The sequence below is a fragment of the Paenibacillus sp. UASWS1643 genome, from assembly GCF_008693195.1.
GTDB classification, from domain to species: Bacteria; Bacillota; Bacilli; order Paenibacillales; family Paenibacillaceae; genus Paenibacillus; species Paenibacillus amylolyticus_B.
Map to the genome: position 1 here is coordinate 85,284 of NZ_VXKZ01000096.1, position 21,771 is coordinate 107,054.

Annotated in this window: 22 protein-coding genes and 1 other annotated feature; of the genes, 19 read left to right on the forward strand and 3 right to left on the reverse strand. The window is 47.6% G+C overall.

Going from position 1 to position 21,771, the window contains the following annotated elements; translation table 11 throughout:
* Nucleotides 1-96 precede the first annotated feature (96 nt).
* Nucleotides 97-417: a hypothetical protein gene (locus FE296_RS05475; RefSeq protein WP_124115949.1), complete on the reverse strand. Its 321-nt coding sequence runs from the start codon at nt 415-417 to the stop codon at nt 97-99.
* A gap of 327 nt (nt 418-744) precedes the next feature.
* A complete protein-coding gene (locus tag FE296_RS05480; RefSeq protein ID WP_150364440.1) occupies nt 745-1,818 on the reverse strand; it encodes a M42 family metallopeptidase in 1,074 nt (357 codons plus the stop codon).
* A 647-nt stretch (nt 1,819-2,465) separates the two neighbouring features.
* Here FE296_RS05480 and spoVAC point away from each other — a divergent pair.
* The 17 genes from spoVAC (at nt 2,466) to leuS (ending at nt 19,551) form a co-directional block, all read left to right on the forward strand.
* Nucleotides 2,466-2,969, forward strand: a complete 504-nt coding sequence (gene spoVAC, locus FE296_RS05485; protein ID WP_036615164.1) for a stage V sporulation protein AC — start codon at nt 2,466-2,468, stop codon at nt 2,967-2,969.
* Complete coding sequence (spoVAD, locus tag FE296_RS05490) at nt 2,966-3,982, forward strand: stage V sporulation protein AD (RefSeq protein WP_076214289.1); 1,017 nt, start codon at nt 2,966-2,968, stop codon at nt 3,980-3,982. The genes spoVAC and spoVAD overlap by 4 nt, the downstream gene beginning before the upstream one ends.
* 5 nt (nt 3,983-3,987) lie before the next feature.
* Nucleotides 3,988-4,338 (forward strand): stage V sporulation protein AE, encoded by a 351-nt coding sequence (gene spoVAE, locus FE296_RS05495; RefSeq protein WP_047843814.1) that lies wholly within the window; start codon nt 3,988-3,990, stop codon nt 4,336-4,338.
* Nucleotides 4,339-4,546: 208 nt separating this feature from the next.
* Entirely contained in the window at nt 4,547-5,503 is a 957-nt protein-coding gene (locus FE296_RS05500; protein ID WP_036615157.1) for an AAA family ATPase, read from the forward strand.
* Between the two features lie 3 nt (nt 5,504-5,506).
* Complete coding sequence (locus tag FE296_RS05505; RefSeq protein ID WP_190945039.1) at nt 5,507-6,754, forward strand: DUF58 domain-containing protein; 1,248 nt, start codon at nt 5,507-5,509, stop codon at nt 6,752-6,754.
* Complete coding sequence (locus tag FE296_RS05510) at nt 6,751-8,964, forward strand: DUF4129 domain-containing transglutaminase family protein (protein ID WP_124115951.1); 2,214 nt, start codon at nt 6,751-6,753, stop codon at nt 8,962-8,964. Before FE296_RS05505 ends, FE296_RS05510 begins: the two co-directional genes overlap by 4 nt.
* A gap of 110 nt (nt 8,965-9,074) precedes the next feature.
* Nucleotides 9,075-9,602 (forward strand): YqeG family HAD IIIA-type phosphatase, encoded by a 528-nt coding sequence (locus FE296_RS05515; protein WP_036615148.1) that lies wholly within the window; start codon nt 9,075-9,077, stop codon nt 9,600-9,602.
* Nucleotides 9,599-10,726 (forward strand): ribosome biogenesis GTPase YqeH, encoded by a 1,128-nt coding sequence (gene yqeH / locus FE296_RS05520; RefSeq protein ID WP_150364441.1) that lies wholly within the window; start codon nt 9,599-9,601, stop codon nt 10,724-10,726. The genes FE296_RS05515 and yqeH overlap by 4 nt, the downstream gene beginning before the upstream one ends.
* A gap of 44 nt (nt 10,727-10,770) precedes the next feature.
* Nucleotides 10,771-11,640 (forward strand): shikimate dehydrogenase, encoded by an 870-nt coding sequence (gene aroE, locus FE296_RS05525; RefSeq protein ID WP_124115952.1) that lies wholly within the window; start codon nt 10,771-10,773, stop codon nt 11,638-11,640.
* Nucleotides 11,641-11,788: 148 nt separating this feature from the next.
* Nucleotides 11,789-12,082, forward strand: coding sequence for a ribosome assembly RNA-binding protein YhbY (yhbY, locus tag FE296_RS05530; protein ID WP_150364442.1), 294 nt, complete (start codon nt 11,789-11,791; stop codon nt 12,080-12,082).
* 15 nt (nt 12,083-12,097) lie between these two features.
* Nucleotides 12,098-12,688: a nicotinate-nucleotide adenylyltransferase gene (locus tag FE296_RS05535; RefSeq protein ID WP_074095918.1), complete on the forward strand. Its 591-nt coding sequence runs from the start codon at nt 12,098-12,100 to the stop codon at nt 12,686-12,688.
* Nucleotides 12,672-13,238 (forward strand): bis(5'-nucleosyl)-tetraphosphatase (symmetrical) YqeK, encoded by a 567-nt coding sequence (yqeK, locus tag FE296_RS05540; protein WP_150364443.1) that lies wholly within the window; start codon nt 12,672-12,674, stop codon nt 13,236-13,238. The genes FE296_RS05535 and yqeK overlap by 17 nt, the downstream gene beginning before the upstream one ends.
* A gap of 76 nt (nt 13,239-13,314) precedes the next feature.
* Nucleotides 13,315-13,662: a ribosome silencing factor gene (rsfS, locus tag FE296_RS05545; RefSeq protein WP_036615136.1), complete on the forward strand. Its 348-nt coding sequence runs from the start codon at nt 13,315-13,317 to the stop codon at nt 13,660-13,662.
* A complete protein-coding gene (locus tag FE296_RS05550) occupies nt 13,659-14,564 on the forward strand; it encodes a CvfB family protein (protein WP_036668546.1) in 906 nt (301 codons plus the stop codon). Before rsfS ends, FE296_RS05550 begins: the two co-directional genes overlap by 4 nt.
* A 129-nt stretch (nt 14,565-14,693) precedes the next feature.
* Nucleotides 14,694-15,464, forward strand: coding sequence for a class I SAM-dependent DNA methyltransferase (locus FE296_RS05555; protein ID WP_150364444.1), 771 nt, complete (start codon nt 14,694-14,696; stop codon nt 15,462-15,464).
* Between the two features lie 226 nt (nt 15,465-15,690).
* On the forward strand, nt 15,691-16,647 hold the full coding sequence (locus FE296_RS05560) for a phosphotransferase family protein (RefSeq protein WP_150364445.1): 957 nt from the start codon (nt 15,691-15,693) through the stop codon (nt 16,645-16,647).
* Between the two features lie 111 nt (nt 16,648-16,758).
* Nucleotides 16,759-17,028, forward strand: a binding site (T-box leader).
* A 78-nt stretch (nt 17,029-17,106) separates the two neighbouring features.
* Nucleotides 17,107-19,551: a leucine--tRNA ligase gene (leuS, locus tag FE296_RS05565; RefSeq protein ID WP_124115957.1), complete on the forward strand. Its 2,445-nt coding sequence runs from the start codon at nt 17,107-17,109 to the stop codon at nt 19,549-19,551.
* Here the strand turns inward: leuS and comER are convergent.
* Nucleotides 19,532-20,377, reverse strand: a complete 846-nt coding sequence (gene comER, locus FE296_RS05570; protein ID WP_036615122.1) for a late competence protein ComER — start codon at nt 20,375-20,377, stop codon at nt 19,532-19,534. The two genes, leuS and comER, sit on opposite strands and share 20 nt — an antisense overlap.
* 185 nt (nt 20,378-20,562) lie before the next feature.
* On the opposite strand from comER, the gene FE296_RS05575 reads away from it, so the two are divergent.
* Together FE296_RS05575 and FE296_RS05580 are read left to right on the forward strand one after the other, a co-directional pair.
* A complete protein-coding gene (locus FE296_RS05575; RefSeq protein WP_167483678.1) occupies nt 20,563-21,198 on the forward strand; it encodes a ComEA family DNA-binding protein in 636 nt (211 codons plus the stop codon).
* Nucleotides 21,199-21,237: 39 nt separating this feature from the next.
* Nucleotides 21,238-21,756, forward strand: a complete 519-nt coding sequence (locus FE296_RS05580) for a deoxycytidylate deaminase (RefSeq protein ID WP_017687196.1) — start codon at nt 21,238-21,240, stop codon at nt 21,754-21,756.
* Nucleotides 21,757-21,771: the final 15 nt, after the last annotated feature.

Here is a 21,771-nt window from a genome sequence, read left to right on the forward strand (position 1 = left end):
AAATACAAATAAAACAACAAGAATGACAATAATCAGTAGCTCAGCGAACCCATTTCCGTCAAAGTCAGACATCACTTCAACCTCATTTCTTGGCGTTTAGGAATTGATTCTCTGTTGGAAAGCCCGTATAACGTCATTCAACGTCATATCGCCACCGATTTCATCGAGGAATTGCACCAGTTTGTCTTGATTCGATGGTGTAATATTTTGTAAAGTTTTATACTGCCCAACCAGTTCAACGACCAGTGTAGCTTCTCGAAACAACGTGACCGCATCCACTCTTAACTTCCCACTTACTAGTAATGCTGCAACGATAAGTTCCAGATTTCTTCCTTTAAGGTTGCCATTGAGAAGGGTGTTTGCGGCATTTGTTTTTTTGGTACCTTTATTCGATTTTCCATTCCTTCTCACTGCCATAACAGGTCCCCCGCTGCTTTGGTGTTTAATTCATCTACCGTTATTACATCTTATGTGTAATTCCCTATAATGTTCGGCCTATTAATCTACGTATGTTGAACTAAAGAATATTTACACTTGTCACTCCGAATGACAGAATAACCTTTCGATCACCGAATAAAGGCGAAGTAAATGCTTCCGAAGCAGCTTTCTTGCAGAAAGGTTTTAGCTCCGCTTCTTCAGGTTATTTCTGGCCTCTGCGTTCAAGTGTAAATGTGTCCAACTGATATAGTTGTGGATATAAAAAAAGAGACCTCCCGATATAGTTAGGAGGTCTCTTGTCAACTGTTACGCGTTATTAATTATGGTATTCATCGTTGTCCGATCAAGGCCTTTGACCAGCTTCACGATCAGTTCTTTGGCCGCATCGTAGTCGTCTGTATGAATGATGGAAGAAGAGGTATGGATATAACGTGCGCAGATACCGATCACTGTTGAGGGCACACCAATGCCACTCAGGTGAACTTGACCTGCATCGGTACCGCCTGGTGAGATGAAATACTGCATTTTGATCTGATTGGATGAAGCCGTATCTTGAACATATTCCACCATTCCGCGATGGGTGAACATGCCCGGGTCAAAAATACGAAGCAATGCGCCTTCTCCGATATGTCCAAATGACTGTTTGTCACCTGTCATATCATTCGCCGCGCTACAGTCAAGTGCAAAGAAGATATCAGGCTGAATCAGATTGGCCGCCGTACGTGCACCGCGAAGCCCCAGTTCTTCCTGAACCGTTGCACCAGCATAAAGCGTGTTAGGCAGTTTTTCCTTGTGCAGCGCTTCAACCAGTTCAAGTGCAAGTCCTACGCCGTAACGATTATCCCACGCTTTAGCCATAATTTTCTTAGGATTGGCCATAGGTGTGAATTCACAGATCGGTACGATCTGCATCCCAGGATGAATGCCCCAGGATTCTGCTTCCGCACGGTTGTCTGCTCCAATATCGAGATACATGGAATTCAGATCCACAGGTTTGTTCCGCTGGGACTCGTCCAGCAAGTGTGTAGGTGTAGAACCTACAACTCCGGTAATCCGACGATCAGGTGTGATGATTTCCAATCGTTGAGACAGTACAGCCTGACTCCACCATCCACCCAGTGGACGGAACTTGATCATACCTGTTTCCGTAATGCCAGTAGTCATGAAACCTACTTCGTCAAAGTGTCCGGCTACCATAACTTTGGGACCGGATTCCTCCCCGCGTAATACACCAAATAGACTCCCCAGGCGATCCTGGACGAACTCATCGGTATAAGCAGAAAGCTTATCTTTGATCCAGCCGCGAAGCTCACGTTCAAAACCGGATGCGGAAGGAAATTCCGTCAACGTACGAAACATATCCATCGTTTTTTCATTCATGTGTCAACAACTCCTCTGTTGGTATGTATTTCAGGTCATAGTAGAACGGCTACCCGCCTGTTGTCCTTTAAGATGTAGTTCAAAAAGTCTTTTATCTTTTTGAACATGCATACTAATATGCTGAGGACTTGTTATTTAACCACTGGTCACATTACAGTATGAACCTTGCGCAAGTGATTGTCCATGTTTATGTCACGTATTTAAGGCATGTTTTGGGCGCTCACCGTGTCCAAGTTTCATGACTCTATCCGCTGTAGTCGTAGTCCTGATGCCACTTCAATGAATATGAATATATGGAGGAGATGTCATCATTTTGTGATGTTCTTTTGTTCAATATTTATTGGTCTGTTTACAGGAAGGAGCTAAATACCCAATGAAGCCTCCAGAAGAGGGCACGGAAAAAGTACTGTTTATCGTTCTTTTTATCTTGCTCGTGATTGTTCTTCTTTATTTATAGAGCTTATCTAAAAGTCCTCAGAACCGGCGTATTCCCATCTTGCTTCCACAACATGATCTTGTTGGAAACATATGCTGTCTGTCGCCGGATACATAACCTTCCGATTATTAACAAACAATGAATATAGGATTACACACATTGGCATTCAGCCGTAGCTTTGAACCATTTCACATAGAGGAGGTCTTGTATCTTGCCAGCTCAATCCGCATCCGGAAGCGAAAAAAAATCGTCGTCCCTGTCCATGGATGAAAAGGAGTACAAAAAAGTCGCAAAAAAACATGAACCGCCTCGTCCAATCCTGAAAAATTGCCTCAAAGCATTTCTGGTTGGGGGTACCGTCTGTTTGATTGGACAGGCCATTCAAGAGGCTTTTATGGCCGGTTTCGACATGACATCGAAGGAAGCTTCCAGTCCTACGGTGGCGGTCATGATTCTCATATCGGTTATTCTAACGTGTCTCGGCGTTTACGATAAAATGGCTCAATGGGCAGGAGCAGGAACTGCTGTGCCGGTTACCGGCTTTGCCAATTCCATGTGTTCTGCTGCACTGGAACATCGTGCTGAAGGACTGGTGCTCGGTGTAGGGGCCAACATGTTTAAACTTGCTGGTTCCGTTATCGTGTTTGGTGTCGTGGCAGCATTTGTCGTAGGGATTGTTTACGCCTTTTTGGGATTTGGAGGTGGGCACCTGTGAAGCGATTGGGTCGCCAGACATGGCAGTTTGAGAATCGTCCGAGGATCATTGGTAAAGCCGCAGTTGTAGGACCAGAAGAAGGCGAGGGTCCACTGTCATCTGATTTCGATTATGTCTACGACAATCTCGAGATCGGCGAGAAAACGTGGGAAAAGGGAGAACGCAAACTGCTCGAACAGGCCTCCCAACTTGCTTTGGTAAATGCAAATATCACCAAGGAAGAGCTTCAATTTTTTGTTGGTGGAGATCTGATGAACCAGATTATCAGCAGTTCCTTTTCAGCGCGAAAACTGGGTGTGCCTTACCTGGGTGTCTTTGGAGCCTGTTCTACTTCCATGGAAACGTTAGCGTTAGCGTCCATGATTGTTGACTCCGGAGCTGGAGATTATGTCCTTGCAGGAACGGTGAGCCACAACTGTACGGTTGAAAAACAATTTCGGTATCCGACGGAGTATGGCTCCCAGAAGCCGCCTTATGCGCAATATACCGTCACAGGATCAGGGTGTGGTGTGGTCTCCCGTACTGGTGATGGTCCCGTTGTTACCAAAGCCACTATTGGACGCATTATGGATTTGGGCATCAAAGATCCCTTTAATATGGGTTCAGCCATGGCGCCAGCAGCAGCCGACACTATAATCTCTCATTTCAGGGATACGGGATTGGAACCCGGCTATTATGATCTCATTGTGACTGGGGATCTGGCTTCCGTCGGTCTGCCAATTACGAAAGAGCTTTTGCAAAAAGAAGGCATTCCCATGGAACAGACGGTTTTTAATGACTGTGGCCTGATGATCTATGATCGGGAGAAACAGCCTTATGTTGTTGCCGGGGGAAGTGGCTGTGGATGTTCTGCCACCGTCACCTATGGTCACATTTTGAACCGGATGCAGAAGGGTGATCTTAAACGGGTGCTCGTCGTTGCTACGGGTGCGCTGTTATCTCCGATTTCGTATCAGCAGGGTGAAAGTATTCCTTGTATTGCACATGCCGTAGCTATTGAAAAGGAGGGATAAAGGTAATGCAGTTCTTGTGGGCATTTATCGTTGGCGGTTTGATCTGTGTTGTCGGACAGCTTCTAATGGATGGGGTTAAACTGACGCCAGCTCATACCATGAGTACACTTGTTGTGACAGGTGCGCTTGCGGATGCATTTGGCGTGTATGACCCCTTGGTTAAATTTGCAGGTGCGGGTGCTACCATCCCCATCACAAGTTTCGGTAATTCCTTGGTGCACGGGGCATTGACGGAGCTGGAAAAAGAGGGATGGCTGGGTGTGATTACAGGGATTTTCGATCTGACTGCGGCGGGGATTTCGTCAGCGATCATCTTTTCTTTTCTCGCGGCATTGGTCGTTAGACCAAAAGGCTAACATAGAATGAGAAATCTCCTTGAACATATTGCGATTCAGCAGAGGCTTCGGATAACTTTTATCCGGGCCTTTTTTGTCGTATTCATGCGTGAACTGCGGTGAATCTGACGGACTGGGAACAAATTGTGAGTTCCTTCGAGTGTACTCGTGACTCTGGATCATGTACAATAAAAGGAAATCTGTATGCTTTTTTAGGAGGTTAGACCACATGCCTGTGCGCAAAGAGTCGATCCAAATCATATCCGCAGTTCGTTCAAATCTGGAATCCTGTATTATGGGGAAATCCTTTGAAATTCAACTTTTACTTACAGCTTTGCTTGCAGGCGGGCACGTTCTGATTGAAGACGTACCGGGAACTGGCAAAACGCAATTAATCAAGGCATTATCGAAATCCATGCGTGGTGAGTATCGGCGTATTCAATGTAATCCTGATATTTTACCTAGTGATATTACGGGCGTATCTGTGTTCCATCCGAAGGATGAGCGTTTTTATTTCCGGCCAGGTCCTGTGATGACCAACATTTTGCTAGCTGATGAGATTAACCGGGCCACAACAAAAACCCAATCGGCTCTGCTCGAAGTTATGGAGGAGCGCAGCGTAACCGTTGATGGCGATACGTATGATCTGCCACATCCATTCATGCTCTGTGCTACTCAGAATCCGATTGATTTTGAAGGTACGTATACTTTGCCTGAAGCACAACTCGACCGGTTTATGTTGAAAATAAGCCTAGGTTATCCCGATAAAGAAATTGAGAAAATCCTATTAAAACAGCATCAGCTCGGTCAGCCTGTAGATCGCCTTGAATCCGTGACTCATATGGACCAGATCTCGGCAATCCAGCAGGAGATTAAAGAGGTCTTTATCGGTGATCCGGTTATGGACTATTTGCTGGATGTTGTTCGTCAAACCCGCTCCCACCCATCTGTATTGCTGGGTGCCAGCCCACGGGCAGCCATATCGTTCATGATGGCCGTAAAAGCCTTCGCTTTCTTGCAGGAACGTGATTATGTGCTTCCAGATGATGTGAAAACGATGGCCCCTTATGTGATCTCTCATCGTATTGTGCTTCGTCCCGAATCGAGACTGGACAGTATGAGTTCCGAGGCTGTTTTGAATGCCGTACTCCAGCAAGTACGCGTGCCCGTCTCCATGGGGCAATAGTTCATGAAGCCGCTTTTGAGAACAGTCAATAGAGGGTTACGCCACCCACGCGTATGGAGCATCGCAATGGTGTGGATGTGCTGTCTGGCTTATGTTTTGTTTCAGGGCGGGAAGACATCCCTTATGTTGCTGTCGATGGTGACCTTGCTCTGTGTGTACCTTGCCATTGCTGGATTTAGCGGGGTAAGACGTGCTCAGGGAGTTCGTAGGTTATCTTCTGGTCCGGACCACGAAGAATTGCTGCATGCGGGTGACCAGGTTCAAGTACAGCTGAGTCTGACGATTCCGGGATTCCTCCCGCTTCCCTATGTTGTTGTACGTGAAATGCTGCATCGGCATAATGGAGAATCGTGGTCGTTCAAGGAAAGTTTGATTCCCAATATGCGAGGTAATGGCGAGTTGTCTTTTCAGACACCGCCACTTGAGCGGGGGAAGTATGTTTTTTCAGAAACGGAATGTGCCAGCGAGGACATATTTGGACTGATTGAACATCGAGGAAAGTTTAAGGCCAAAGGTGAGTTTCGCGTGCTGCCAAGAACGGTATTTATTCCATATTGGCAGCTCTACGACCGCAAATCACGGTTATCCGGTCCTCAGACGGCGTTAACCCGCTCACGGAGGGAGACTACTCAGATCAATGGTGTACGTGACTACGTATACGGAGATCGACTTTCCCGCATTCACTGGAATGCAACGGCAAAGACAGGGAACTGGAAGTCCAAGGAGTTTGAACATGAGTCTGTGCCCAAAACCATTCTGGTTCTGGATGCGCTGGCATCAAGTTATGAACATGGGGATGCATTCGAAATGGCCGTTTCCACGGCTGCCTCTCTGCTGGAGTATGGTGTCAGGGAACGAATGGGGATGGGGTTGTTGACATTGTCAGAACAGACATCCTTCATGGCCCCCAGTGAAAGTCTGATGGAACGACAGAAGATGATGCATCATCTGGTGGATATTCAATATAACGGTCAGGAAACCCATCTGTTACCCGGCGTGGAAAGAATCGCACGTCAACTGCCTCAGGGGGCCTACTTTGTCGTGATTTCTCCCCAGAAGGATGAAAAAATAATGGAACTGTTGCGCTGGGCCGATACGCGGGGCATGACTCCATGTCATATTCTGATCGATACCAGTGAATCCCGCCGGAGTGCCGAGTGGAATGCCATGTTGCGTGGAAGAGGCACGAGGTCATTCACTGTTTCTCACTTGCAGGAGCTTCCAACGGTGATGGGGGGAGGTTCTGTATGAGTACAAAAGGAAATGAAAGTGTTGCTGGAAAACGATCCTGGTATCATGCAGCGTCATTGCTCTGGATTTTCCTGATTGGAATGCAGTGGATTTCATTTACGCAGGAATCGTGGTACACGGAGACAACTTCTCTGGTGTTATGGACACTTGCAGCGGTCAGTGTGCTGGAGGTCATTCTGCCCTTCAAAACGATCTATCGGGCGATCATCAAGGCGGTCGTTGTTGGTTACATTTTGCATAAAACGCTGATTGATTATACGGTGTACATCCCTTATGGCTCTTTAACGGACCGAGCGGAGCAATTCATATTACACATGACGCCGTATATCTGGTTCTCCCTGTGTGCATGGGTGATGCTTGAAGCTGCGCTTCGACTCGTGACCACAACACGTCGCATTCTTGTTTTTCTGGGTGTTAACATCATTTCGATGGGGATTCTCGATTCTTTCACCCAGATTCCACTCTGGATTGAAATCGCGTGGGTGATGTTTGCGGGGATGGGATGGCTCGTATGTCAGCATTTCCGTAACTATCAGCTACAGTATCCACAAGGTTGGAAACGAATCATCCGGTATCCTTATAAAGTCCTGGCCAATATTGCCATTATCTTTTCTTTAATTATTGTAGCCAGCGTCAATATGCCGGAGATTCCACCCACCTTGACGGATCCATACACGGCTTGGCGTAACTATACCGGAACTTCCACAAGTCAGGCTGGTAACGGAAACCTTGATATTCCCGCGGCTACCGAATCGGGATACAGCAGGGAAGACAATCAGCTGGGTGGAGGATTCAACTTCGACTATACCCCTGTTATGTCTGTCACCACCAATGAGCGTAGTTACTGGCGCGGTGAGACACGTGCAGAGTATACAGGCACAGGTTGGGATGACCGTGGACGGGGTGCAACAGAAAATGTTGAAGCCGGACAGCCTCTGGAGAACCAAGAATCCGGAAATGTGAATACTAAACAAGTGACTCAGAACGTAACGATGCTGAATGACAATGTCTATCCGATTCTCTTTGGTGCTTATTCGATCTCGGAAGTGAGCTCGATTAATGGTGAAGACAGAACGGAACGGATGTTGTGGAATGCCGAACAGGCTGAATTGCATGTGGTGACAGACCGTCAGCAACCACAGTATCCCAAGACGTACACCATCGTATCTGAAGCCCCTGTGATTGTGGAAGATGAGCTTCGTACGAAGTCATTTGAAGATCTGTATAACAGTAATCCGGCAGATGATATGTACTTGCAGTTACCATCCCGTTTCCCTGACCGGGTTTCGGATCTGGCAGCCGAGATAACGGCATCTGCGAATACTCCGTATGAAAAAGTGGCATTACTGCAAAACTATTTACAAACTAATTTTGAATACACGAACAATCCGGATTTATCTCGAAAAGTAAGCAGCGACTTTGTGGAAGGTTTCCTGTTCGATATTATGGAAGGCTACTGTGATTACTTCTCCACTGCGCTGGTGATGATGGCGCGCTCGGAGGGCATTCCTGCAAGATGGGTTAAAGGTTATGCGCCTGGACAATTGTCCCTGAATTCGGACATGCAGGCTCCACGTCAACCTGGCGCGGAGATTGAGACGACCTACACCGTTACCAATGCAGATGCACACTCCTGGGCAGAGGTTTACTTTGGTGAATATGGATGGATTCCTGTTGAGGCAACGCCGGGCTTTGATATGCCGTTGCTGACGGAACAACCTGATGTACAGCCTGTAGATGAGCCAGAAGAAGAGCCAGAAGAGGAGCCGGTACAAGAGGAGGAGCAGACCCCTGCACCTGAGCAGACATCGTCTGCCATCCCGACTTTTGTTATCTGGGCTGCAGGAGCCATTATTGTAATGTGGGTAGCATACATGTTCTGGCGTAATCGTTTCTCCATGCGATTCTTCCTGCTTCGTCTACGGACAGGTGGACCGCTCACCCCTGAACAGAAGGTAGTGGCAGAGACCGAGCGTTGGATTCAGTATGTGAAACGCAAAGGGTTAACCCGGAGCGGAGACGAGACACTTCGTGAATCGGTAGCCCGCTGGAGCCAGGCAAAACCTGCTGCAGAAGCAACATTGTATGAGCTTCTCACGAAGTTTGAACAGACTCGTTACAGTCCGGCGTCCGTAACTGCCGACGACTGGAAGGGCGTCTATCAGACCGCCTTGAAGCTGCGGAAGGAACTGAAAGCGGAACGGGCATAGTTGTTGCCCGTCCCGTTTTTCCTTTTTTCCTATGCCATCAGGCGCTGTATGCATTTTCAGGAAAGACGGATTTGTGATATAGTGTGTCGTATGAAACTGAGGTGACTTCTTTGTTTAAAATGTTAATGCCCAAGCTGCGTGTAGACACGGTTTTTGACATTAATCTGGAAGAGCTGTACGCTCAAGGCTACCGTGGAATTATAACTGATCTGGATAACACACTCGTTGGAGCCAAAGCCCCTGACGCTACGCCCGAACTGATTGAATGGTTTGCACGTGTGAAAGAGGCAGGTTTCAAGCTGATGATTGTGTCCAATAACAATTTGAATCGTGTATCCCTGTTTGCGACCCCGCTGGATATCCAGTTTGTGCATAGTGCACGCAAACCATCGAATGTACCGTTTCGTAGAGCAATGAAAATGATGGAGTTATCTCCTGAAAACACGATTGTAGTAGGCGATCAGATGCTTACGGACGTTTATGGAGGGAACCGAATGGGGTTATATACCGTTCTGGTACTGCCAATCTCCATTGGGGACGAAGGTTTTATGACCCGCTTCAATCGACGCGTGGAACGGATTGCTCTAACGAGTTTACGCAGGAAAGGCTTATGGCTTGAGGAGGAAAAGAAGAAATGACAGAACCGCATAACGGCAATCTTGCCGTAAGGTGCAGTGGATGCGGCGTGCATCTGCAAACAGAAAATTCGGAATTACCAGGGTTTATCCCTGAGAAGGCATTGGATCGTGAACCGGTTATATGCCAGCGCTGTTTCCGCATCAAAAACTACAATGAGTCATCATCCGTTACGGTGGATCAGGACGAATTCCTGGCGCTGCTTAGCAAAATCGGGGATAAGGATGCACTTGTCATCCATATCGTTGATTTGTTTGACTTTGATGGCAGCATTATCTCCGGTCTGCAACGTTTTGTAGGCAACAATCCGGTATTGCTTGCTGTGAACAAAACGGACTTGCTTCCGAAAGTAACCAACTGGAACAAGGTTCGCAACTGGGTACAGAAGCAAGCCAAAGAACAGGGTTTGCGTACCGTGGATGTAGTCTTGTGCAGTGCAAAGCAAAATCAGGGCTTCGACCGACTGCTTGAGCTTGTGGGAACGTATCGCGAAGATCGTGACGTGTACGTGGTTGGCGGTACCAATGTGGGTAAATCCACACTGATTAACCGTCTGATTCGTGATTACAGCGATCTGGAGCAGGAACTGACCACATCCCGTTATCCGGGAACAACGCTGGATATGGTGAACATTCCGTTGGATGATGGAAAATATATCATTGATACGCCTGGAATCGTGTATCCATGGCGTTTCAGCGAGATTGTTTCACGTAAGGATCTCGCTGCCATCATGCCGGATAAACCGCTTAAACCAGCTGTGTATCAGTTGAACTCTGGTCAGACGCTGTTCTTCGGCGGCATGGCTCGATTTGACTTTGTGGAAGGTGATCGCCAGTCGTTCACTTGTTTTATCAGCACTGCGCTTGATATTCACCGGACGAAGCTGGAGCGTGCAGATGACCTGTACCGTGACCATCTGGGAGAATTGTTGTCTCCGCCAACCCGTGAGGATGCAGCAGAGATGGCTGAATGGACCAGACATGAATTCCGCATCAAACGCGGCAGTCAATCTGATGTGTTCATCTCTGGCTTGGGCTGGATTAAGGTCAATGGCGATATTGGAGCGCTTGTTGCTGTTCATGCTCCAAAAGGCATTCGTGTACAGATCCGCCCATCCTTGATCTAGTAATCTCAGAAGCTGTACATCAGATGGATCGGAGGCGGAACACTATGTCTGAGCAGAAAAAGTTCAACTCTTCACTTCCCGTGTTGCTTGGTGTCATGGGTGATCCTATTGCTCACTCCAAGTCTCCGGTAATGCACAATGCGGCTCTGCAGGCTGCAGAAGTGAATGGAATATATATGCCACTGCATGTTCATCCGGATCAACTGGAAGCGGCCGTTCGGGGAATTGTGGCACTGGGCTATCGTGGTGTTAATGTCACCATCCCGCACAAAGAGCAGGTGATGCAGTATCTGGATGTGATCGATGAAAGTGCTCGCCTGATTGGTGCGGTGAATACCATCGTTAATGAAGGTGGAACACTGACAGGGTACAATACCGATGGTATTGGTTATGTCCGATCGCTGAAGGAAGAGGCTGTGCCTGAGCTTGCGGGCAAACGTATCGCTGTTCTGGGAGCAGGTGGAGCAGCGAGAGGCGTTATATACGCACTTGCATTGGAGAAGCCTGAGCAGATCCACATTCTGAATCGTACAGCGGACAGGGCTGTTGCACTTGCTTCGGATTTACGGGGCCATGGCTTGGGAGAAATCTCGGGCAGTGGCATGGAAGACGCTGCAACGGTACTGGCTACGGCTGATATCGTGATTAACACAACGGCTGCCGGAATGCATCCTCATGTTGATGACGTGCCAGTTGATCCTGAACTGATCCGTGAAGGAGCAGCGGTGAGTGATCTGATCTACAATCCGCTGGAGACCCGTCTGCTTCGAGAGTCTCGGTTACGTGGATGCACAGTGCACGGTGGTCTGGGTATGTTTGTATACCAGGGCGCCGTAGCTTTTGAACATTGGCTCGGCATCCCGGCTCCTGTGGAAACGATGAGACGAGCTGTACTAAACAGTTTTGAAGTGTGAAATGATATCAAGAGTACATGCACTCGGAGTCACCTTGTGTACTCAGTGATCATATTCACCATTGAAAAATAATAATTGAATGGTCAGGTCCGGACAGTTTTTGCGCTGTTGATCAGGGCCTGCTCAACATAAGGAGTATGGAGTATTCATGTTAAACGGTAAACAAAAGCGCTTTTTGCGGTCACAGGCACATCACCTGACCCCTGTATTTCAGATTGGTAAAGGTGGAACCAACGAGCACCTGTTCCGTCACATCGAAGATGCGATTGAGAAGCGCGAATTGATGAAAGTGCAAGTGTTGAACAACAATGACGAGGACAGAAAAGAGATTGCAGAAGAAGTTGCCCGTGAAACGGGAAGTGAGCTTGTACAACTTATCGGTAACACAATCATCCTGTACAAAGAATCTCGCGATAACAAACAAATCGAACTACCTAGATAAGGGAGCGTGACGCGGGTGAAGATCGGTATCATGGGTGGTACGTTTGATCCGATCCACATGGGACACCTCCTGGCAGCTGAAGCGGCAAGGGACTCACATGCACTGGATGAGATCTGGTTCATGCCTTCCCATGTTCCACCTCACAAACGCGGAGCCGGAGCTTCGGGACAGCAACGTCTCGATATGACGGAAGCGGCTGTGAAGGGTGTGCAGCAATATGAGGTGCTGGGTATCGAGATGGAATTGGGCGGAGTGTCTTATACCATCGATACGATGAAGGAACTGTGGCGTCGCCATCCTGAACATGAATTTTATTTCATTATCGGGGCGGATATGGTGAACTATCTTCCCAAATGGGAGCAGATTGAAGAGCTTGCAGAACGCTTAACCTTTATCGGAGTTGGTCGGCCGGGCTTCCAGTTACATCTGGATGATTTACCAGACGAGTTACAGGATCGGGTCCTGCTGGCCGAGATGCCCTTGGTCGATATTTCATCGACAGCCGTACGCAGACGTCTGGCCAAAGGACATTCGGTACGCTTCATGATTCCTGATGAAGTGCACCAATACATTGTAAGGAGCGGTTTATATGGCACTAAGCCGTGATGAACTGATTCAAGCCGTATCCGGACAAATGCCGGAAAAACGCTGGAAGCATACACTGGGTGTAATGGAATCGTCAGTGATGTTGGCTGAAAAATACGGTGCTGATCCTGTGAAAGCAGATCTGGCAGCGATATTGCATGATGTGGCGAAGTACTGGCCCGTTGCGGAGATGGAATCGGTCATCCGTGACAACGGATTAAATCAGGAACTACTGCAGCATGACAAGCAACTCTGGCATTCCGAAGTCGGTGCTTTTGTAGCCGAGCGTGATTACGGTGTAGTGGATTCCGAAGTTATTAATGCCATCCGGTGGCATACCTCGGGTCGGGTAGGCATGAGCTTGCTGGACAAAGTGGTATGTCTTGCCGATTACATTGAACCGGGACGAGATTTCCCGGGAGTGGATCACATTCGCGAACAGGCTGAACGTAGTCTGGAGGAAGGTTTAATTGCCGGATTCGATTCGACGATCAGCTTGCTGATCTCGCAACGACGTGTCATTTATCCTTTGACCATGCTGTCGCGGAATGACTTAATTGCACAATTATAGAGGTTGTTCAAAAAGTCCACTTTTGATTACGAAGGATCTTTTTGAACACACAATTATAGATTATGGAGGTTGGTTCATGACAGTATCATCGAAAGAACTTATGAATATGGCGGTTGCTGCCGCTGACGACAAAAAGGCATCCAATATTGTAGCATTGGATCTGATTAATGTTTCCCTGGTGGCGGATTATTTTGTTATTTGTCACGGGAATTCCGATACACAGGTACAAGCCATTGCCACTGAAATTCGCAAACAGGCTCATGCAGCCGGAGCGACGATCAAAGGTATCGAAGGTATGGATTCTGCACGTTGGGTACTGATGGACATGGGCGATGTTGTTGTTCATATCTTCCACCGCGACGAGCGTGAATACTACAACATTGAGCGTCTATGGTCTGATGCCAAAGTGGTGGAAACTGTATGAGTTTGATTGCTGGAACAGTCGTCTCTTTGCCGGTTTCACGTGAAGTGTCTCCGTTTGGCTTCTTTTTGACGACAGGATCGGAAGATGTACTTCTTCACTACACCGAGTTAACGCGGGATATTAAGATTGGCGAGACGCTTGAAGTATTTGTATTCTTTGATACGGAAGATCGTCTGGCCGTAACGATGAAGAAGCCTTATCTCATGCTCGGCGAAATGGCACGACTGGTTGTGGCTGATGTTCACCCACGACTGGGTTGTTTCCTGGAAATGGGACTTGGACGGCAATTGCTGCTTCCTATTCGTGAATTGCCTGAACTGGAAGAACTGCGTCCTCAAGTGGGGGATGAAGTCTTTGTAATCATGGAACATGACAAGCAGGGACGTCTGCGTGCCAAATTGGCCGGGGAACGTGAGCTTTCACCATTGTCTTTCCATGCGCCAACTTCATGGTTAAACGAGTGGGTTGAAGCGACGGTATACAAGCCACTGCAGATGGGTACTTTTGTACTTGTAGAAGGCGGTGTACTGGGCTTTGGCGCAATTGGCATGATTCATTCATCCGAACGCAGTCATATGCTGCGTCTTGGTGAGAAAGTTAAATGTCGGGTGACACTGGTACGTGAAGACGGACGTGTGAATCTGGCCATGACTCAACTCAAACAAGTTGGACGTAACGAAGATGCAGACAAACTGCTCGCTTTCATGAAAGAACGCCCTATGGGTGGCATGCCTTACTCGGATGCAACTCCGCCGGATATTATCAAGCAACGCTTTGGCATCAGTAAATCTGCTTTCAAGCGTGCCTTGGGCAAATTGATGAAGGACGGACTGGTGGTCCAAAAGGAAAGCTGGACGTATCTGTCCGAATCTGCTCCTGCGGATCAAAGTGAAAACAAATAATCTTCTTGATTAAATAGTTGTAATATGGAACTCGGATAAGGCAGGGATAGGCTGGGTAAACACCGGATGCCCCTGCTTTTTCTTTTGTTAACAGGATTAGAAAATGAAATTGAAAGTGCGGTGCCTGACATGTCTTACCGGAAATTTGCCTATGTGTATGATGAATTAATGGAAGATATGCCTTATCCGGACTGGATAAGGTTTGCAAGAACAGCATGGGAAAAGCATGGAATGCCCAAAAGTGTCGCTGAACTTGGCTGTGGAACGGGCTCCATTACGATCCCGCTCGTGAACTCCGGTTTCGAAGTTACAGGCATTGATCTCTCAGCAGATATGCTGTCGGTTGCACGCAGCAAGATGGAGGCTACGCCTCAAGGTCATCGTTTGTATCGGGAAGGCAGTGTCCGTTGGGTGCAGCAGGATATGCGGGAATGGCGAGTTCCGGAACCTGTGGATTCGGTGATATCCTTCTGTGATTGTGTCAATTATTTGCTTGAACAAGAAGATGTCATTCGTACATTCCAGCGCACATATGAGATGCTGAAGCCTGATGGAACGTTCCTGTTTGATGTGCATCATCCCAATACCCTTATTCGTTATGATGAGGAGCAGCCTTTTGTACTGGATGAGCGCTCCGTGTCGTATATTTGGACTTGTGATCTGGATCAGGATCGCTGTGAGATCGAGCATCATCTCAGTATTTTTTCGCGTGTGGATGATGGTAACAAGGATATGTACCAGCGGTTTGAAGAAGTTCATGTCCAGCGTGCATATAATCCGGACTGGATGAAGCTGGAGTTGTCCAAGGCAGGTTTTAGAGACGTGAAGGTATATGCGGATTTTGAATGGAAAGAGGCCGGAGACAACGCACAGCGCTTGTTCTACGTGGCTGTGAAGTAAGAGCGAATAATGAGAACTGTCCTTATGTATGGTGCATAAGGGCAGTTTTTTTTGTTTGATTTTTTATGGGAGAATGAATAGCAATACATTCTTAAATAGGGTAAAGGAATGCAAGAAAAGACATAACGACGTGACAAAAAGTATTGCCTGTTATAATAAACGAGGCGATAATGGTTGGATAGTAAGCGTTTTCCAAGGAATTCAATAGTCGAGGTGAGGTGTAAAAATGGAAAGTACATATAAAACAAGACTTACGTCAGAACAATTGAATGCCATAATAGAGCAGCATTTCTCTGCAAGTATACAGGACTACAAGGAAATGGTAGATGGCTGGGCCAATCATGCATATCTCATTACACTTAGTGACGCACAGCGAGTGGTACTCAAGATTGCACCGTCGGCTTCGACAAATCTGATGCGCTGTGAGCAGGATCTCATGATTGCCGAGGTTGAGGCACTACGCCTCATCACGGAGCTACAGGATGTTCCCGTACCCCAAGTGCTGGCTTATGATGATTCGTTAACCATGGCTTCAGCGCGTTATTTTATCATGGAGTACATGTCTGGAACACCCTATAATCAGGTCAAGGATCAGTATTCTGCGGAAGAGCAGGAGGCCATTGAACAACAACTCGGTCGGTACAATCGTCGAATTAATGAAATCAAGGGTGAGAAGTTTGGATATTTCTCGGAGCAAAAACAGCGTTATTCCACATGGAAAGAAGCATTTATGAATTTGATGGATGACATTCTTACCGATGGTGAAGAAGCCGGAATTACATTTTCGATCGATTACCCTGAATTGAGACGTTTGATTGAAGAAAAATCGAATGTGCTGGATGATGTCAAAGAACCTGTGCTTGTGAGTTGGGATCTGTGGGATGGCAATGTTCTAGTAGACGCAGGTCGTATCACAGCGATTATTGATTTTGAACGTTCACTGTGGGCAGATCCTCTGATGGAGCATTATTTCAGTCATTTTAACTATACGCCTGGTTTTGTGAAAGGGTATGGGCATGCGATTACGACTGAAAGTGAGCTGAAAAGAAGAAGCCTCTATGACTTGTACTTTGATCTGGTGCTACGCATTGAGTGCGCTTATCGTCAATATGATAATCAGGAACATGTGAATTGGACCATTCATAATCTGGAGGAAGGCATTGAGCGTTTTCGGTTATCCTGAACAGCAACCAGCGTTATGAACGGTACGAACCGTAGACTTCAAGATGGCGATTATAACGTGTAATATTGACTTTGGGCTTGCTTTTTTATATAATGGTCCCGATATTGTATACATATTTCGATGATAAGGATCAGTAGTAATTCCTGTACATAACAGAGAGCCGGCGGTTGGTGCAAGCCGGTTGACAGTGATTTGCGAACTCGCCTTGGAGAAATGCGGTGATTACACCATTCTGTTTAACCTGCTTGTATAAAGCTGGGGTTCAGGAATGGAAATCCGCATCGGTTAACCGCCGTTACAGGTCCAAAGGGAGTGGATGACGAAGCACGTTCGTCCGCTAACTAGGGTGGTACCACGGGAATTCAACCTCTCGTCCCTAGCGCTGCAAACGCTACGGGATGCTGAGGTTTTTTTGTTGCAATTAAAGCTAAAGCGAATAACCTGAAGGAGGAACAATAGATGAGTGAGAATAACCAGCCGAAACACGGCTATCAGCCACAAGTCATGGAAAAAAGTTGGCAGCAATACTGGGATGCAAATAAAACGTTTAAAACGGGTGAGGACCCTGCTAAACCGAAATTTTATGCACTGGATATGTTCCCTTATCCATCCGGTTCAGGTCTGCACGTAGGTCACCCGGAAGGATATACGGCAACTGATATCGTTTCCCGTTACAAACGTATGCGCGGTTACAATGTATTGCACCCAATGGGTTGGGACGCTTTCGGTCTGCCTGCTGAGCAGCATGCACTGGATACAGGTGAACATCCACGAGATATTACATTCCGTAATATTGACAATTTCCGTCGCCAGATCAAATCGCTCGGTTTCTCTTATGACTGGGATCGTGAGATCAGCACAACGGACCCTGAATATTATAAATGGACACAATGGATCTTTATCCAGCTGTACAATAAAGGCCTGGCTTATGTGGATGAAGTTGCAGTTAACTGGTGTGAAGCCCTTGGAACGGTACTTGCTAATGAAGAGGTTATTGATGGCAAGAGTGAACGTGGTGGTCATCCGGTTGTACGCAAACCGATGCGTCAATGGGTTCTGAGAATTACCGAGTATGCAGAGCGTCTGTTGGAAGACCTGGAAGAGCTGGATTGGTCTGAAAGCATCAAGGATATGCAGCGTAACTGGATCGGTAAATCGACAGGTGCAGAAGTTGTATTTGCCATTGAAGGTCGCGAGGAAGTTATCAAGGTGTTCACCACCCGTGCGGACACATTGTTTGGTGCGAGCTTTGCAGTACTTGCTCCGGAACATGAATTGGTAGAAGCAATTACAACTGATGACCAACGTGAAGCGATTCAGGCTTATCAGGAGCAGGCTTCTCGTAAGAGTGATCTGGAACGTACGGATTTGGCCAAAGACAAAACAGGTGTTTTCACTGGCGCTTATGCAATCAATCCCGTTAATGGTGCAAAACTGCCGATCTGGATTGCTGATTACGTTCTTGCAGGTTACGGTACAGGCGCGGTTATGGCTGTTCCGGGTCATGATGCACGTGACTGGGAATTTGCGAAGCAGTTCGGTCTGGATATCATCGAGGTTATTCAAGGTGGCGACGTTACACAAGAGGCATATTCGGGTGATGGCGCGCATGTGAATTCCGATTTCCTGAACGGACTGAACAATGAAGAAGCGGTTGCCAAGATGATTGCTTGGCTGGAAGAGAACGGCAAAGGACAAGGGAAAGTAACCTATCGTCTGCGTGATTGGCTGTTCAGCCGTCAGCGTTACTGGGGTGAGCCAATCCCGATTCTGCATCTGGAAGACGGAACGATGAAGACAGTACCGGAGGATCAACTTCCACTGCTGCTGCCTGATATCGACCAGATCAAACCTTCGGGTACAGGAGAATCACCACTGGCGAATGTTACGGAGTGGGTGAATACGGTAGATCCGGAAACGGGAATGAAGGCACGTCGTGAGACCAACACCATGCCACAATGGGCGGGTAGCTGCTGGTATTACCTGCGCTTTATCGATCCGCACAATGACAAGGAACTGATCTCCAAGGAGAAACAGCAGCAGTGGCTGCCAGTTGATCTGTACATTGGCGGAGCAGAGCACGCGGTGCTTCACTTGCTTTACGCTCGTTTCTGGCACAAAGTGCTGTATGATCTGGGTGTTGTGGAGACCAAAGAACCTTTCCACAAACTGGTGAACCAAGGTATGATCCTGGGTACCAATAATGAGAAAATGAGTAAATCCCGTGGTAATGTCATTAACCCGGATGAAATCGTGAATGAATTCGGCGCAGATACATTGCGTCTGTACGAGATGTTCATGGGACCATTGGAAGCGACAAAACCGTGGAATGCAAACGGGGTTGAAGGCATGCACCGCTTCCTTTCACGTGTATGGCGTCTCTTCATTAACGAAGACACAGGAGCCATCAATGACAAAATTACGGTGGACGGTGGAACGGATGAGTTCAAACGGACTGCTCACAAAACGATCAAAAAAGTTACGGAAGATCTGGAACATCTGCGCTTCAACACATCCATCAGCCAGCTGATGATTTTCATCAACGATGCATACAAAGCGGACACACTGCCTCGTGAAGCGATGGAGAACTTTGTGCAGCTGTTGTCACCACTGGCACCGCATATGGCAGAGGAACTGTGGAGTCGTTTGGGTCATGAAGGTGGAATCTCTTACGTGGCTTGGCCTGAATATGATGAGTCCATGACAGTAGATGCGGAAGTAGAAATCGTTGTTCAGGTAAACGGTAAAATCGTAACTCGTGCTACAATCGCGAAGGATCTGGATGCACAGGGTATGCAGGACTTTACGATGGAGCTGGCACCTGTTAAGCAGGCGCTGGAAGGCAAGACCATTCGCAAGGTCATTGCCGTTCCAGGCAAACTCGTTAATATTGTTGCCGGTTAATCTCACCGGCTCGGAATAGTTCATCCAGCTTTAACAAATCTTCATCATATTTGTCATGTGTCGTGTGGATCAGGCTGTCGAAAACACCGTCGAGACTTACCTTCAGCAGTGCCAGTGCCTGAGCGGTAATACCGCCAGGTACAGCGACACGAGCCTGAAGCTCTTGCGGGGTGTATCCTCCTTCGGTGAGCAGCTTGCCTGTTCCCAGGAGCATTTCGCCAGCCAGAGCGCAGGCATCTGCCCTTTTGATGCCAGTCAGTTTCACGGCACTTTCGATCCACTGTTCCAAAAAGAACGAAATGAATGCAGGTCCGCAACTGGAGAAGTCGGATGTAATTCGTGTACAGGCTTCATCCACTTGGTACGGCCTGCCTATATGACTGAGCAGACTTTCCAACACAGCGCGGTCTTCACTGGTCATTCGTTCGCCATGTATGCAGAGGGATGCTCCACTGCCGACTTGGTGTGTGACGCTGGGAATTACCTTGGAGACTTTGCAAGGAAGTGAAGATTCCAGATGTCGCAGCTGCACGGGACTGGTGATCGAGACAATTATATGATTGGGATTCACGACAGGCAGGATGTCGTCAATAACATGTTTGAATTCAAGCGGCTTCACGCACAGGAAGATGATGTTGCTTCGGATCACCGTTTCCCGGTTGCTCTGGGATTCATGCAGACCGGGGTAACGGAGGGATAACTGACGTACTTTGGACGGGGTTCGATTGCTGGCCGCGATCTGCCGGGGCTCAAGTGCACCCGATTGGATCAGGGCATAGATTAGCAGGCTGCCCATGCTGCCGGTTCCGATAAATCCAACCTTCATTGTTTCAGGCCTCCTTTCATGCTTTACGGTACTGGCGCAGTTCATTCCCTCTATTCTATGCGTGAGGACCTGTTTCACATGACATGAAAAATGCACAACTTGTTTCATCAGGAAAGTTCAACGGTTCGGAAGCACCGCCCGTGTTCGAAATGAATGATTTTGAATTCAGGGAGAGGTGTGGAAGAATGAGATGGAACAAAGGGATGACCATTGCTGCTGCGGTGGTTGGAAGTATACTTATATTATGGTCGGGCAAAAGTGAACAACCACCTAGTGGCTGGGAACCCTTGCAGCTCGGCACCGAGAAGCCGACGATAGAGCAGGAACTCCCTGCTGTACAGTCGGCTACTTCGGTTCAGGGCAATACAGGAACATCTTTGGGAACGGAAGTAAGTGGGCTGCAGACTGGAAATGATGCAAAGGCAGGAGAGTCTAAAGAGTTTTCGAGCATTGGGGTTGAAGGTGATTCGGGAGTTCAAACTCCAAATCAGACGAACGATAATCCTTCAGATGCTGCTACTTCGATTGAACCAGTTACGCAAAGTACGAATTCAAATCCTTCGCTTCCCTCCGAGATGGGCTCGAACAGTAATCCACCTGTAGTTGATGAGGAAGCTAGCGACAATGGTAAGATTGATGTGAATACTGCATCTGTCTCCAAGCTTACGGAGCTTCCCGGAATTGGGGAGAAGAAAGCTCAGGCTATTGTGGACTATCGGAATGCACATGGTCCTTTTGCAAAAGTCAGTGATCTGACAAAGGTCAAAGGAATCGGGATGAAGATGCTGGAGAAGATGGCGCCGTATGTGCAGATCCGGTAAAATTAAAATATAAATTGTATTAAGCGGGAGGAAAGCAGCATGAGTACAGAGGTACGCAAGGACTGGGATACGTATTTTATGGACATCGCGTATATGGTTTCCACCCGTTCCCGCTGTTCGCGTCGTCATGTGGGTGCCGTTCTTGTTCAGGGAAAGAAACTGCTGGGAACAGCCTATAATGGTGCACCCACCGGCGTCCCGGATTGTTCTGAAGCAGGTTGTATGATATCGGAAGAGTATGAGTTGGTCGTGACCGATGGGCAAGAAGAAATGGTGAAAAAGCAACGATGCATTCGCACAATCCATGCGGAGCAAAACTTGCTTTTATTCACAGACCGAATCGACCGCGAAGGCTCGTCCGTGTATGTGACTGACGAACCGTGCTGGACATGTGCCAATATGCTGGCTAATAGTGGGATAACAGAAATCGTGTTTCATCGTTCTTATCCTAAAGATACCGGCAAGGTTACAAATATGATGGAACAGAAGGGAATAACGTTCCGCAGGCTGGAGAATTACCAGCCCCCGCGGGAAACAATGATGACTGTGAGCAATTAATGTGAATATGGTCGA

Coding starts and splice junctions, on each gene's coding strand:
- rsfS (WP_036615136.1), top strand. CDS start 13,315: ATGACAGTATCATCGAAAGAACTTATGAATATGGCGGTTGCTGCCGCT.
- FE296_RS05475 (WP_124115949.1), bottom strand. CDS start 417: ATGGCAGTGAGAAGGAATGGAAAATCGAATAAAGGTACCAAAAAAACA.
- FE296_RS05480 (WP_150364440.1), bottom strand. CDS start 1,818: ATGAATGAAAAAACGATGGATATGTTTCGTACGTTGACGGAATTTCCT.
- FE296_RS05500 (WP_036615157.1), top strand. CDS start 4,547: ATGCCTGTGCGCAAAGAGTCGATCCAAATCATATCCGCAGTTCGTTCA.
- FE296_RS05580 (WP_017687196.1), top strand. CDS start 21,238: ATGAGTACAGAGGTACGCAAGGACTGGGATACGTATTTTATGGACATC.
- yqeK (WP_150364443.1), top strand. CDS start 12,672: ATGGCACTAAGCCGTGATGAACTGATTCAAGCCGTATCCGGACAAATG.
- spoVAE (WP_047843814.1), top strand. CDS start 3,988: ATGCAGTTCTTGTGGGCATTTATCGTTGGCGGTTTGATCTGTGTTGTC.
- FE296_RS05555 (WP_150364444.1), top strand. CDS start 14,694: ATGTCTTACCGGAAATTTGCCTATGTGTATGATGAATTAATGGAAGAT.
- FE296_RS05510 (WP_124115951.1), top strand. CDS start 6,751: ATGAGTACAAAAGGAAATGAAAGTGTTGCTGGAAAACGATCCTGGTAT.
- yqeH (WP_150364441.1), top strand. CDS start 9,599: ATGACAGAACCGCATAACGGCAATCTTGCCGTAAGGTGCAGTGGATGC.
- aroE (WP_124115952.1), top strand. CDS start 10,771: ATGTCTGAGCAGAAAAAGTTCAACTCTTCACTTCCCGTGTTGCTTGGT.
- FE296_RS05560 (WP_150364445.1), top strand. CDS start 15,691: ATGGAAAGTACATATAAAACAAGACTTACGTCAGAACAATTGAATGCC.
- comER (WP_036615122.1), bottom strand. CDS start 20,377: ATGAAGGTTGGATTTATCGGAACCGGCAGCATGGGCAGCCTGCTAATC.
- FE296_RS05575 (WP_167483678.1), top strand. CDS start 20,563: ATGAGATGGAACAAAGGGATGACCATTGCTGCTGCGGTGGTTGGAAGT.
- FE296_RS05550 (WP_036668546.1), top strand. CDS start 13,659: ATGAGTTTGATTGCTGGAACAGTCGTCTCTTTGCCGGTTTCACGTGAA.
- FE296_RS05505 (WP_190945039.1), top strand. CDS start 5,507: ATGAAGCCGCTTTTGAGAACAGTCAATAGAGGGTTACGCCACCCACGC.
- yhbY (WP_150364442.1), top strand. CDS start 11,789: ATGTTAAACGGTAAACAAAAGCGCTTTTTGCGGTCACAGGCACATCAC.
- leuS (WP_124115957.1), top strand. CDS start 17,107: ATGAGTGAGAATAACCAGCCGAAACACGGCTATCAGCCACAAGTCATG.